The following is a 12905-nucleotide window of genomic DNA, read 5'->3' on the forward strand; positions in this document are numbered from 1 at the left end:
TCCCTCCGGTATGATCCCCCCATGTCCCGCCGCCCCAGCCTCGACCCCATCCGCCTGCGCGAGGAGATCGCCCAGGCCGCCGCCCGCATGATCGCGGAAGACGGCGCCGACTACGCCTCAGCCAAGCGCAAGGCTGCCCGCCAGTTGCTGGGTGACGTGCGCGTGGCGGGCGAGTGGCTGCCGGACAACGAGATGGTGGAGGCGGAAGTGCGCGCGTACCAGGCCTTGTTCCATGGCGAGAGCCAGCCGCGCATCCTGGCCTTGCTGCGGCGCCTGGCGCTGCTGGCCATGCGCGACCTGGCCGCCTTCCGGCCCTATCTGGCCGGCGCGGTGCTCAACGGCACCGCCACCGAGCACTCGGACGTGTACCTGCAGTGCTTTTGCGACAGCCCCAAGGACCTAACCCTGCACCTGCTGAACGCGGGTGTCGATTTCGATACCAGCGAAACGCGTCACTTTGCCGGCCGCGGCGAGGTCGAGACGCTCAGCTTCCTGTGGAAAGGCCAGTGGCCGGCGCAGCGCGAAGCGCGCGTGCTGGCCGGCGAGATCCGTGCGGAACTGGGCCAGCCGGTCGGCATTCATATCGCCCTGTATGATGCGGACGACGAACGCGGCGCGGTAAGGGCCGATGCCGGTGGCCGCGTGGCCCGAGCCGACCTGGCCGCGGTGCAGGCGCTGGCAGCCAGCGTGCCGGACATGCCGGACACGCCCGCCGCCGCCTGACGCCCTGGCCGGGCCGCCAGGCTGGTCCCGCTATCGTCACAGCCATCGTCCAGTCATATAGATAGAGAGAGGGCCGTCGCCTCGCTTCCGGCCCACACGACTTCACCGACCTCCGACGCCACCCGCCACCCATTGCCATGACCTCTTCCAGCCAACCCGTTCGCCGCAGCCGCCTCTGGATCTGGCTCGTCGCCGTCGCCGCGGCAGTGGCCGGTGCCCTTGCCAGCCACTACGTGTTCTCGCCCAAGCCTGCGTCCGATGCCGCGGTGGAGACGTTCCTGCGCACCGAACTACCCGACCCACAGGGGGGCAAGCTCAGCCTGGCCGATTTCCGCGGCAAGACGGTGGTGGTGAATTTCTGGGCACCCTGGTGCGGGCCCTGCGTGGAGGAAATGCCGGACCTGACCGCGCTCTATAAGGAGGTGTCGGGCCCCAAGGTGGAATTTGTCGGCATCGGCATCGATTCTGCCAGCAATATCCAGCAGTTCATCAAGAAAGTGCCGGTTGCGTACCCGCTCGCGGTCGCCGGCTTTGCTGGCACGGAGCTGTCGCGAAACTTCGGCAACGCGGCCGGCGGCCTGCCCTATACGGTCGTGATCGCGCCGGACGGCACTGTCACCTACCGAAAAATGGGTAGGGTTTCCACCGATGAGCTRCGCGCCGCCCTGCCGCGCGGATAGTGGCAAGATCCTTGATTTGCGGTGAATTTAAACTAACCTTCATCAATCGTCCCGCAATTTGAGTGAAATTCGCCCATCGCAGTGAAAAGTACCGGCTGYGTCGCCAGAATGCTCAGGGAGCGCGCCGCATGCGGGCTTTCCTATGTCTGCGCTGCTAGACAAATCACTCTAAGCTACGGTAATCTCCGCGCAATTTCGTTGAAATGGTCGAGCCGCCGTGATCGATACGCCTCCAGAACGCCGCTCCGCCCGCTACCGCAAGGTGCTGGTCCTGCACGGGCCCAACCTGAATCTGCTGGGTACGCGCGAGCCGGAAACCTATGGGCATACGAAGCTCGTCGACATCGACCTGGCCCTGGCGCAACGTGCACGGGAAACCGGCCTCGCCCTGGCAACGTTCCAGTCCAACCATGAGGGCGCGCTGGTGGATCGCATCCACGCGGCACGCGACGAGGGAGTCGACTTCATCATCATCAACCCGGCCGCCTATACGCATACCAGCGTAGCCTTGCGCGACGCGCTGGCCGGGGTGGCGATTCCGTTCGTGGAAGTCCATTTGTCGAACGTGCATCGCCGCGAGAACTTCCGTCATCACTCCTTCTTCTCCGATATCGCGGTGGGAGTGATCTGCGGACTTGGCTGGCAAGGCTACCTGCTGGCGCTGGACTATGTCCTCGGGCAGGAGCCTGAACAGGCGCCGCCCAAGGCCTGAGCCCGCCGGCTGATTTCGATTTCGTAGACGATGACCGCGCCCTGGCGCTGCCCGGCCCCGCTGACCGCGGTGCACGCAAGCAGGTTGCCGGACGCATGAAAGCATGAAATTTACCCGGATGCGGCCGCCACAGCGGCGCGCGCCGGACAACCCGATTCAGGAGGATAGAAGATGGACCTGCGCAAGCTGAAGACGCTGATCGACCTGGTGGCCGAGTCCGGCATCTCCGAGCTGGAAGTCACCGAAGGCGAAGGCAAGGTGCGCATCGTCAAGGCACCGCCCCAGGTGATCGCCGCGCCGATGGCCATGCAGCCGATGCAGGCACTGCCGCCCGCGGCCGCCGCGCCCGCCGCAGTCGCCAGCGCCGAGCCCGCTTCGCCACAACTGCCGTCCGGCCATGTCGTGACCTCGCCGATGGTCGGCACCTTCTACCGGGCGCCGTCGCCGGGCGCCGCCGCCTTCGTCAACGTGGGCGACACCGTCAAGGAAGGCCAGACGGTCTGCATCATCGAAGCGATGAAACTGCTCAACGAAATCGAATCGGACAAGGCCGGCGTGATCAAGGAAATCCTGGTCGAGAACGGCCAGGCGGTCGAATACGGCCAGCCGCTCTTCATCATCGGCTGATACTGATCGGCATGCCGCGCCGCCCGCAGCCTGCGCCGGAGATTCCGGAACGGCCGCGCCGGCGCAGGCGAACCGGACGCATCTCGTCCCGGTGCCAGTTCCCCCGCCCCCATACCGGCCGCGCCGCCGGGGGCGCCACGATCCGCAGCGGTGGGACTGCCCTTCTCCTCGCAGAGAGTGACTATGTTTGAAAAAATTCTGATCGCGAACCGCGGTGAAATCGCCCTTCGCATCCAGCGCGCCTGCCGCGAACTCGGCATCAAGACCGTCGTGGTGTATTCGGAAGCCGACAAGGAAGCCAAATACGTCAAGCTGGCCGACGAAGCCGTGTGCATCGGCCCGGCGCCTTCGCCGTTGTCCTACCTCAACATGCCGGCCATCATCTCGGCCGCCGAGGTGACTGACTCGCAAGCCATCCATCCGGGCTACGGCTTCCTGTCGGAAAACGCCGACTTCGCCGAGCGCGTGGAAAAATCCGGCTTCGTCTTCATCGGCCCGAGCTCCGAGAACATCCGCCTGATGGGCGACAAGGTCTCGGCCAAGCAAGCCATGATCAAGTCCGGCGTGCCCTGCGTGCCGGGCTCCGAAGGCGCGCTGCCGGAAGACCCGAAGGAAATCCTGGCGACTGCCCGCAGCGTCGGCTATCCGGTCATCATCAAGGCGGCTGGCGGTGGCGGCGGACGCGGCATGCGCGTGGTGCACACCGAGGCGGCCCTGGTCAACGCGGTCAACATGACGCGCGAGGAAGCCGGCCGTGCCTTCGGCAACCCGGAGGTCTACATGGAGAAATTCCTGGAGAACCCCCGCCACGTCGAGATCCAGATCCTGGCCGACCAGCACCGCCAGGCGATCTGGCTGGGCGAGCGCGACTGCTCCATGCAGCGCCGCCACCAGAAGGTCATCGAGGAGGCGCCGGCACCCCACATCCCGCGCCGCCTGATCGAGCGCATCGGCGACCGCTGCGCCGAGGCCTGCAAGAAAATCGGCTACCGCGGCGCCGGCACCTTCGAGTTCCTGTACGAGAACGGCGAGTTCTACTTCATCGAGATGAACACGCGCGTGCAGGTCGAGCACCCGGTCACGGAGATGATCACCGGCATCGACATCGTGCAGGAGCAGATCCGCATCGCCTTCGGCGAGAAGCTGCGCTGGCGCCAGAAGGACGTGCAACTGCGCGGCCACGCCATCGAATGCCGCATCAACGCCGAGGATCCGTTCAAGTTCACTCCGTCGCCGGGCCGCATCACCGCCTGGCACATGCCGGGCGGCCCCGGCGTGCGGGTGGACTCGCACGCGTATGATGGCTACTTCGTGCCGCCCAACTATGATTCGATGATCGGCAAGATCATCACCTACGGCGCCACCCGCGAGCAGGCCATCGCCCGCATGCGGATCGCGCTGTCGGAAATGGTGGTGGACGGCATCCAGACCAACGTACCGCTGCACCGCGAGCTGATGCTCGATGCCAACTTCGTCGAAGGCGGCACCAGCATCCACTATCTCGAGCACCGCCTGGCCCAGAAGAACGTGGCCAAGGGCGGCAAGATCTGAAGCCCGGCGCAGCCAAGCAACAACGGATCGACAAGGATCGCCTGTGGCATTTCAGGAATGTGTGATCGAAATCGCACAAGACCAGGCCGAAGCCTGGTCTGACGCGCTGTTCGACCTCGGCGCGCTGTCGGTCTCGGTGGAAGACGCCGATGCCGACACGCCCGACGAGCAGCCGCTGTTCGGCGAGCCCGGGCTGGAACCCACCCGCCTGGCATGGAACCGCTCGCGCGTGGTGGCGCTGTTCGACGACGTCACCGATCCCGCGCTGGTGGTGGCCGCCGCCGCCAACGCGCTAGGCGCCGGTGAGGTGCCCCCCTACGAGTTGCGCCCGGTCGAGGACCAGGACTGGGTGCGCCTGACGCAATCCCAGTTCACGCCCATCCGCATCGGCGAGCGCATCTGGGTGGTGCCATCCTGGCATGAAGCGCCGGAACCCGACGCAGTGGTGCTGGAGCTCGATCCGGGCCTGGCCTTCGGCACCGGCAGCCATCCCACCACGCGACTGTGCATGCAGTGGCTGGAACAGAACATCAAGTCCGGCGAGTCGGTGCTCGACTACGGCTGCGGCTCCGGCATCCTCGCCATCGTGGCGAAGAAGCTGGGCGCGGGCGACACGCTCGGCATCGATATCGACCCCAACGCGGTGGAAGCCTCGCGCCACAACGCGCAGCGCAACCGCGTGGAAGCCGCCTTCGCGCTGCCGGAGAGCGTCTCCGACGCCAGCTATGACCTGGTGGTGGCCAATATCCTGTCCAATCCGCTCAAGCTGATGGCCGCCATGCTGAGCGCGCGGGTCCGCCCGGGCGGACGCCTGGTGCTGTCCGGCGTGCTGGAGCGCCAGGCCGACGAAGTCGCCGCCGCCTATGCGCCCTGGCTCGCCATGTCGGTCTGGCGCAGCGAGGAGGGCTGGGTGTGCCTGCACGGCACCCGCGGCGAAGGCCCCGGCGTCAAGCACTGAGCGCCGCCGATGGCCGCAGCCAAGCTCGTCACGCGTTGTCCGGCTTGCCGCACCGCTTTCCGGCTGGTAGCAGACCAGCTGCGCCTGCGCCAGGGGCTGGTGCGCTGCGGCCAGTGCGACACTGTCTTCGATGCGCGCGAACACCTGATCGAGCTGCCGGCGCCTGAGGCGGTCCCCAGTCCCGAGCCAAGTCCCGAGCCAAGCCCCGTCGCCATCGCTCCGCAGGAACCCGCGCAGGAAGCCAGCCAGGAAGCAGTGGCGCCGGCATCTCCCCCTGCGCACGCCGGCGCGCGCCGCCGGGCCCCGCGCACACCGCACGAAAAGACGTTCGAGGATGCCCGCGACGGCGCCCACGACAGCACCCATGAGGATGGCCATCAGGACGGCCATCAGGACGATCACCAGGGCGCCCATGAAAGCCCGCACGAGGCCGCGCATGCGCATGCGCGTGCGCCGCGCGCCCCGCGCAAGCGGGCGCATGCTCCGGCGCATCCCGAAGCAGAGGCGAAAGCGGGCGACGCGCACGGCGAGCTTCCCGCCGCGCCCGCCCCCGCCTCGCCCTTCGTCCCGCCCTTCGACCCAGGCTATGACGTGCCGGCGCTCGATGCGCCCACCATCATGCTGTACCAGACACAGGCCGAAGCCGACCAGGCCGCGGAAGCCGCCGGGATGGCCAGGCGGCAGGCCGCAAGCGAAGCCAGCGCGGCCAGCGCCGAAGACGATGCGCCCTCCGCAGTCTTCGTTCCTGGCGTGATCGAGGACGAACCGGGCCAGCCTCTCGAACAGGCTGCCTACGACGATCACGCCATGCCCGCGGAGATCGCCGGGCAGGCCGAAGTGGCAGAAAGCGCTGAAAATGCCGAAAGCCTCGAGCGCGCCGGCACCGACAGCATGCCCGCGACCCCTGGCGAGGCTGACGCGGTCAAGGACGTCGCCGATACCGTCAATGCGGCCGGTGCCGCCGGTACAGCAGGTACCGCCGAGACCACTGAAACCACCGATACCACCGAGACCACCGAGACCGCCAGCAGCCAGTCCACCGCGGAGCCGCACGTCGACGAAGCCGCTGCCGAGGCAATCCTCGCCCAGGAGGCAGCGACGCCCTGGCCCGCACTGGATCCCCGCACGCTGTCGGACGATCTGCCTCCCGCGGCATCCGGAGCATGGGCAATGGCCCAGGCACCGGATGCCGCTGTCGCCCCCGGATCCCTGGCGTCGGCCGAAGACATCGCAAGCGAGGCGCAGGCTGCCGCGCACAGCGTTCTGGAAGCCACCCCCGAAGTCGGCCCCGAGGTCGCGCCCGAGGTCAGCCCTGACGTCGCCGCGCAATTGCCGCAGCTGCCGCCCCTGGAAGCCAGCATCGACGATGCCACGCACACCGCGGACATCACGGACAGCGCCGACACGCAGAGGCCCGCCGAGCCGGCTCTCGCACGGCAGGACGACGCCGGGCCAGCGCCTGCCAGGCAAGCCTCGCCCGCCGCGCACGAAGCACCTGCGCCCGTCCCGAGCGCGAGCGGCTACCTGCGCGCGGAGGCGCAGGACGACTTTCCCGAGATTCCCGCCGCCATCGCCCGTGAGCAGGCCGTGCGCCAGTGGACGCGCCAGGATGTACCCGACGTGCCGGTGTTCGCGCCCGACTTCCTGCGCCATGCGCGCGAGCGCGATCCCGGCCCCGCCAGGCGCAAGCGCACGCTGCAGAAGCTGGCGATCGGCGTGCTGGTGGCGGCAGCGCTGGCGCAGATCGCCTTCCTTGCCCGCAGCCAGTTGTCGGGGCAGTTCCCCGCGCTGCGTCCCGCCTTCGAGGCGCTGTGCGCGCCGCTCGGCTGCGAGGTGGCGCCATGGCGCGACATCGACGCCCTGCGCATCGAAAGCTCGCAGCTGCAGAAGCAGGACGAGGAATCCGACGTCTTCCTGCTCGCCGTCACCATGCGCAACCAGAGCCGCGCCACCGTGGCGCTGCCCGCCATCGAGCTGGTGATGACCGACCTGCAGGACCAGCTCCTGCTGCGCAAGGTCCTGCAACCGGCCGACTACCTCGAACCCGGGCAGAAGGCCTTCGCCACGCAAGGCTTGCGCGCGGGCACGGAGCTGCCGGTTCGGGTACGATTCCGAACGCAGCAGGCGGCCGCCAACTACCGCGTGCTGATCTTCTACCCCTGAATTCCGCCGGGGCCGCCGCCAGTGCCGGGCGCCCCGATTTGCCTCCCCGGCTCGCATCCCCGACATGCGGCCCCCTTCTGCTACAGGAGCACATATGAGCAACGTCACCCTCGGCGGCAACGCCATCGAAATCGGCGGCAAGTTTCCGCAAGCCGGCGACAAGGCCCCCGCATTCTCACTGGTCGGCAAGGACCTGAAGGACGTCGCGCTGGCCGATTTCGCCGGCAAGCGCAAGGTGCTCAACATCGTCCCCAGCCTGGACACCCCGGTGTGCCAGGCATCGGCGCGCAAGTTCAACGAGGCCGCCAGCAGCCTGGCCAACACGGTGGTGCTGACCATCTCGGCCGACCTGCCCTTCGCCATGGGCCGCTTCTGCACGGCCGAAGGCCTGGCCAATGTGGTGACGCTGTCGCTGATGCGCGGCGCCGGCTTCAAGGACAGCTATGGCGTCGACATCAAGACCGGCCCGCTGGCCGGCGCCACCGCGCGCGCGGTGGTGGTGCTGGACGAGAACGACACCGTCAAGTACAGCGAGCTGGTGTCCGAAATCAAGAACGAACCGAACTACGACGCCGCCCTGGCCGCGCTGAAGTAAGCGCCCCGCCAGCAGGCCCCGGCCACCCTGTATCATGGGTGGCCTTTTTTTCGGCGGCCGCCAGCGATCGTGACGGCGTACGCCATCACGCATTTTTGCCAGCATTTGGAGAGAGCATGTCCAGCCTGATCTGTGGCTCCGTCGCCTACGACACCATCATGACGTTCGAGGGACGCTTCCGCGAACACATCCTGCCCGACCAGATCCATATGCTGAACGTGTCGTTCCTGGTCCCGGCCATGCGCCGCGAGTACGGCGGCTGCGCAGGCAACATCGCCTACACGCTCAAGCTGCTGGGCGGCGATCCGGTGGTCATGGCCACCGTCGGCACCGATGCCGAGCCCTATCTGCAATACCTGCGCGCGCTCGGCATCAGCACCGAGCACATCCGCACCCTGCCCGACACCTTCACCGCGCAGGCGATGATCACCACCGACCTGGACAACAACCAGATCACGGCCTTCCACCCGGGCGCAATGAGCCAGTCGCAGCTCTCGCACGTGCAGGACGCGCTCAAGGGCGGCACCCCGCCGGGCCTGGGCATCGTCGCCCCCGACAGTCGCGAGGGGATGCTGCACCACGCGCGCCAGTTCGCCGATGCCGGCGTGCCGTTCATCTTCGACCTGGGTCAGGCCATGCCCCTGTTCAACGGCGACGACCTGCGCCAGTTCGTTGAACTCGCCAGCTACGTGACGGTCAATGACTACGAAGCCCAGGTTCTGCTGTCGCGCACCGGCTGGACCAGCGAGCAGGTTGCCGCGCAGGTCCGCGCCTACATCGTCACCCACGGCGAGAAGGGCGCCACCGTGCACGCCAACGGTCAGCAGTACAATATTCCGGCCGTGCAAGCGGATCGCGTCGTCGATCCGACCGGCTGCGGCGATGCCTTCCGCGGCGGACTGCTGTACGGCATCGAGCGGGGCTTCGACTGGGAGACCACCGGCCGCCTCGCCAGCCTGATGGGCTCCATCAAGATCGCGCACCAGGGTCCGCAGAACCACAAGCTGTCGCGCGACGAAATCGGCCAGCGCTTCGAGGCGGCTTTCGGCTATCGGTACGAGTAACACTTTTCCGGGATCGATCCTATGCACACCCTGATTCGCACCAGCGCCCTCGCGCTTGCCGTCGCCGCCACGCTGGTGGCCGGCTGCGCATCGCAATCGAACTCCGCCAGCATCTACACGCCTGGGCAGGCGCAGCGCGAGCAGACCCTGCGCTATGGCGTGGTCGAGAGCATACGTGAAGTGCTGATTCAGGGTGACCAGACCGGCGCCGGCACCATCGCGGGCGGCGCGATCGGCGGCATCGCCGCCGGCAGCACCATCGGCGGCGGCGGCGGCTCGGTCGCCGCCGGCGTACTGGGTGCCGTGCTTGGCGGCATCGCGGGCAGCATGGCCGAGAACAAGATCAGCCAGCGCCGTGGCCTGGAGATCACCGTCAGGCTGGACAACGGCGAGATGCGTGCGATCGTGCAGGATGCGGACGAAGGCTTCCATCCGGGCGAGCGGGTGCGCCTGCTGTCCTCGGGCGGTACCACCCGCGTGACCCACTAAGCGGGCTCCCCGGAACGTTTCCGGCGCCGTTGCGCGGCCTTGGCCGCGGTGGCCCCAGGATTGTCGTACCGGCCTTGCGAAGGCGCCGCTCCCGGCACGGAACGGCGCCTTTTTCTTTGCCCGCGCCGTCTCCCGCAGCGATGCTGCGCGACCATGAAAAAACCCGCCGGGCTTGCACCATCGGCGGGTTGGCAAGACTAGCGTCTTGCGGACCGGATACGCAGTATCCGGTCAGTGCGGCACGCCATGCGTGCCTTGGCGATTCCCAGCGAGAGCCGTCGACAACGGCACGCTTACGGACGGGTACCCGTCGGGAACGGCCATGCCGCGGCCGGGTTCAGCGCGGTCTTGGCAGCCGCAGCAGGTGCAACGGCAGGGGCCGCGGCAGGCTTGCCGGCAGGCGCAGCCTTCTTGGCAGCACCCTTCTTGGCCGGGGCCGTCTTGGCAGCAGCCTTCTTGGCCGGTGCAGCCTTCTTGGCCGGCGCGGCCTTCTTGGCAGCAGCAGCCTTCTTGGCCGGCGCAGCCTTCTTAGCAGCAACCTTCTTGGCCGGTGCGGCCTTCTTCGCTACGACCTTCTTGGCGGCAGCTTTCTTGGCCGGTGCGGCCTTCTTCGCTACGACCTTCTTGGCGGCGGCTTTCTTGGCCGGTGCGGCCTTCTTCGCCGGCGCTGCCTTCTTCGCTACGACCTTCTTGGCAGCAGCCTTCTTCGCCGGTGCAGCCTTCTTAGCAGCCGGCGCAGCCTTCTTCGCCACGACCTTCTTGGCGGCGACCTTCTTCACTGCGGCCTTCTTGGCCGGGGCTGCTGCCTTCTTGGCGGCAGGCTTGGCGGCCTTCTTGGCCGCCGGTTTCTTCTTTGCAGTCGTTGCCATGGATAACTCCTTCACTAGAGAGTGAATATCGAATGACCTAAGTTGGCGACCCGACCGACCCGAGGCGCGATACAGCGCTGCGACCCCAATCGAGCGAGCGATTCATCGGCGCGCGGCTACACGGCGTCCGCACGCTAATGAATTCGGTGGCAGGGGCACCGCGGCGCGCGGTGCGAAAGTGGCCAAGCGGAGCCCGCAGCCGGGCTTCTGACGCTTGCCGCGCCCTGGAATATTCGATCTGCCCGCGCCATCCGTCGGATCGGCGYGCAGCATGAATTGAAGAGTTATCGGCCGGCACTGCCGCGATGCGGGCTAAGCCACGCGCACCGCGGTCGGCATTCGTTTGGGGGTAGTTCGCCCATCCCGTTACTGGGCCAAAGGAGACTGCACGCGTTTTTGAAAACCAGTACGGCTTGGTCTGCGTCAAAGTTCTAGTGCTCCTGAGCTACCTGTTCCATTGCATCGAATCTGGTGGCGCTCATCGTTCTGCATCGCGTCCAACATCATCGTTCGATCAGCATCGATCTTGCCAACCACCATCACAACTACAACCACAGCCATGCAATGAAGTGAGACTCTTGTCAAGGCGAATCATAATTCGTTTGTTGGGCGATGTTAAGAAAAAAGTGCAAAAAAACTTGCGCACGCGCATGACAACTTCTTCATCGTCAGCGTTGCGCTTCGCCTTCCTCGACTTCGCACCTGCGCGACGCACTCTCGACGCGTTCCATCGCACATGAAAATCGCCTGGCACGAACTCGGCGCCGCGAAAAAAAACAGCGCCGCGCGAGCGCGCAGTCATCGTCGACGCGACTCGGAATTTTCCGTGCGCGCATCGTCGCGCTTGCGGGCAACACGCAGCGGCAACACCTTCGCCGTCTCTCGTCGCGATCACCGGAACCCGCATGAATAAAGGCTTTCCGGGAAGTCGGAAATTTCCTGGGAAAGCGCGACGCGTAACGTCGCGCGTTGGCGCGCGCGTGTTCCGCAGCATCGCCGGCGGACGCGTCGCGCATCGTCGCGACGTTGCGCGCGCCGTCTCGCCACGACGCTTCGGCGCTGCGCGCGCGCTGCTTGCTTCGACGCGCACCGCGCGTGCCCGCGAGCAGCGCGAACAGTGATGCGTCGACGCAACGGTCGGCGCATCGTCACCGCGATGCGAGCAGCACGAAGCGTGCGTCGCGCATCGTCGTACGCCATCGTCGCGAACACCGCGAAGAACGAATGCCCTCTCGAGACGGGCGCGGCGATGCACCGGTGCTGCCGCACGATCGCTCATCGCTTCCTCTGCTTGCCGGCCTTCGTCCGACTCGCGCCGACGCGCCACGCCGCGTTCGTTCCCGCGATGTCGTTGCGCTGCGCGCGAGCGCGCAAGTACCGCGCACTGATCGAAGTCCCGCGCTTCGACACGCGAGCCATGCCGGGCAGGAGTTCAACCGCAGCGGCGCGCACCAGGCGGCCCGGGCAGATGCGTGACGGCGCAACGCCCTGCCCTCACTTGAAACGAACGCCTAGAGGATTGCTTCGGGGGCGGTGAAGGGGTCGGTTTTGCTGCACGACAAAATATCCCCTCTTCCAGCAACGGCGCCGGTTTGCGGCCGGCTCCCAGGGTTGCTTTGGTGCGTACGCAAATGCGCCCCTCGGATTGCGGCTGACGCGCTTCGCCAGTAGATTGGCGTGAGCGCGCCACGCTGGCGCGTCCACCAACTTGAACAGAGGAGAACCCGATGCACTTTACTGCCCCCCGCCGCGCCGCACGCGGCGCCGTCATGGCGGCGCGCATTGCCGTGCTTGCCGGCGCGTTGCTGGGTAGCGCCGCGGCGCTGGCCCAGGCCTCGCCAGCCGGCTCGTGGAAGACCATCGACGATGCCACTGGCAAGCCGCGCGGCCTGGTGGAGATCACCGAGAGCAACGGCGTCTACACCGGCAAGCTGGTCAAGAGCTTCGTCGACATGGAGGGCAAGTCCAAGGTGTGCGACAAGTGCACCGACGCACGGCACGACCAGCCCATCATCGGCCTGACCATCATCACCGGCGTGCGCAAGACCGCCGACAACGAATGGGGCGGCGGCGAGATCCTCGACCCTGAGAATGGCAAGGTCTACAAGACCAAGCTGTCGCTGGCGAACGACGGCAACAAGCTCAACGTGCGCGGCTTCATCGGCATCAGCCTGCTTGGCCGCACCCAGACCTGGGAGCGCGAGCGCTAGTCTCGCCCGCGGTGGAGCCGGCGCCCGCGGCGGCGCCGGCTCCGCATCCTTCCGCCTCTTCCTTCCGTCTCTTCCTTCCGCGTCCTCCCGCCGCACGCCCTGGTCTCACCCCCACAGCATCTCCACAGCGTCCCCGCAGCGTCCCCGCAGCGTCCCCGCCTGCCATGCGCTGCCCGCATGGCGACATGCGCAGAATTCGTTTCCGGCACGGCCGCGCTGCTCCTAACATCGGCTCTACCTGCCGTGCGCCGATGTATCTCCCGA

At 67.1% G+C, this 12905-nt stretch carries 14 protein-coding genes; 13 read left to right on the forward strand and 1 reads right to left on the reverse strand.

The genetic code is table 11. From position 1 onward, the window contains the following. The first annotated feature begins 21 nt into the window (after positions 1–21). The 10 genes from AC1DO7_RS06085 (at position 22) to AC1DO7_RS06130 (ending at position 9562) form a co-directional block, all read left to right on the forward strand. Complete coding sequence (locus AC1DO7_RS06085) at positions 22–723, forward strand: UDP-N-acetylmuramate--alanine ligase (protein WP_441617725.1); 702 nt, start codon at positions 22–24, stop codon at positions 721–723. A gap of 137 nt (positions 724–860) precedes the next feature. Further along, positions 861–1403 carry a TlpA family protein disulfide reductase gene (locus tag AC1DO7_RS06090; RefSeq protein ID WP_441617727.1) on the forward strand — a complete coding sequence of 181 codons (543 nt, stop codon included), beginning with the start codon at positions 861–863 and terminating at the stop codon, positions 1401–1403. A 217-nt stretch (positions 1404–1620) separates the two neighbouring features. Beyond that, entirely contained in the window at positions 1621–2115 is a 495-nt protein-coding gene (gene aroQ, locus AC1DO7_RS06095; RefSeq protein WP_441617729.1) for a type II 3-dehydroquinate dehydratase, read from the forward strand. A gap of 171 nt (positions 2116–2286) precedes the next feature. Continuing rightward, positions 2287–2742, forward strand: coding sequence for an acetyl-CoA carboxylase biotin carboxyl carrier protein (gene accB / locus AC1DO7_RS06100; protein ID WP_441617731.1), 456 nt, complete (start codon positions 2287–2289; stop codon positions 2740–2742). A 183-nt stretch (positions 2743–2925) separates the two neighbouring features. Beyond that, positions 2926–4293, forward strand: a complete 1368-nt coding sequence (accC, locus tag AC1DO7_RS06105) for an acetyl-CoA carboxylase biotin carboxylase subunit (protein ID WP_441617733.1) — start codon at positions 2926–2928, stop codon at positions 4291–4293. A gap of 43 nt (positions 4294–4336) precedes the next feature. Further along, positions 4337–5251 (forward strand): 50S ribosomal protein L11 methyltransferase, encoded by a 915-nt coding sequence (gene prmA / locus AC1DO7_RS06110; protein ID WP_441617735.1) that lies wholly within the window; start codon positions 4337–4339, stop codon positions 5249–5251. Positions 5252–5260: 9 nt separating this feature from the next. Continuing rightward, a complete protein-coding gene (locus AC1DO7_RS06115; RefSeq protein WP_441617737.1) occupies positions 5261–7414 on the forward strand; it encodes a DUF3426 domain-containing protein in 2154 nt (717 codons plus the stop codon). Positions 7415–7508: 94 nt separating this feature from the next. After that, on the forward strand, positions 7509–8009 hold the full coding sequence (gene tpx / locus AC1DO7_RS06120; RefSeq protein ID WP_441617738.1) for a thiol peroxidase: 501 nt from the start codon (positions 7509–7511) through the stop codon (positions 8007–8009). Between the two features lie 116 nt (positions 8010–8125). After that, entirely contained in the window at positions 8126–9073 is a 948-nt protein-coding gene (locus AC1DO7_RS06125; protein WP_441617740.1) for a carbohydrate kinase family protein, read from the forward strand. Between the two features lie 21 nt (positions 9074–9094). After that, on the forward strand, positions 9095–9562 hold the full coding sequence (locus tag AC1DO7_RS06130) for an outer membrane lipoprotein (protein WP_441617742.1): 468 nt from the start codon (positions 9095–9097) through the stop codon (positions 9560–9562). Positions 9563–9855: 293 nt separating this feature from the next. Here the strand turns inward: AC1DO7_RS06130 and AC1DO7_RS06135 are convergent, their stop codons facing one another. After that, positions 9856–10431, reverse strand: coding sequence for a histone H1-like DNA-binding protein (locus tag AC1DO7_RS06135; protein WP_477115885.1), 576 nt, complete (start codon positions 10429–10431; stop codon positions 9856–9858). Positions 10432–11167: 736 nt separating this feature from the next. On the opposite strand from AC1DO7_RS06135, the gene AC1DO7_RS06140 reads away from it, so the two are divergent. The 3 genes from AC1DO7_RS06140 (at position 11168) to AC1DO7_RS06150 (ending at position 12641) form a co-directional block, all read left to right on the forward strand. Beyond that, entirely contained in the window at positions 11168–11344 is a 177-nt protein-coding gene (locus AC1DO7_RS06140) for a hypothetical protein (RefSeq protein WP_441617746.1), read from the forward strand. A gap of 67 nt (positions 11345–11411) precedes the next feature. Next, the gene (locus tag AC1DO7_RS06145) at positions 11412–11552 is read left to right on the forward strand and encodes a hypothetical protein (protein ID WP_441617748.1); all 141 of its coding nucleotides are present in this window, start codon (positions 11412–11414) and stop codon (positions 11550–11552) included. A 606-nt stretch (positions 11553–12158) separates the two neighbouring features. Further along, positions 12159–12641, forward strand: coding sequence for a DUF2147 domain-containing protein (locus AC1DO7_RS06150; RefSeq protein ID WP_441617750.1), 483 nt, complete (start codon positions 12159–12161; stop codon positions 12639–12641). Positions 12642–12905: the final 264 nt, after the last annotated feature.

The sequence above is a fragment of the Cupriavidus sp. 05N40 genome (genome assembly GCF_056397305.1).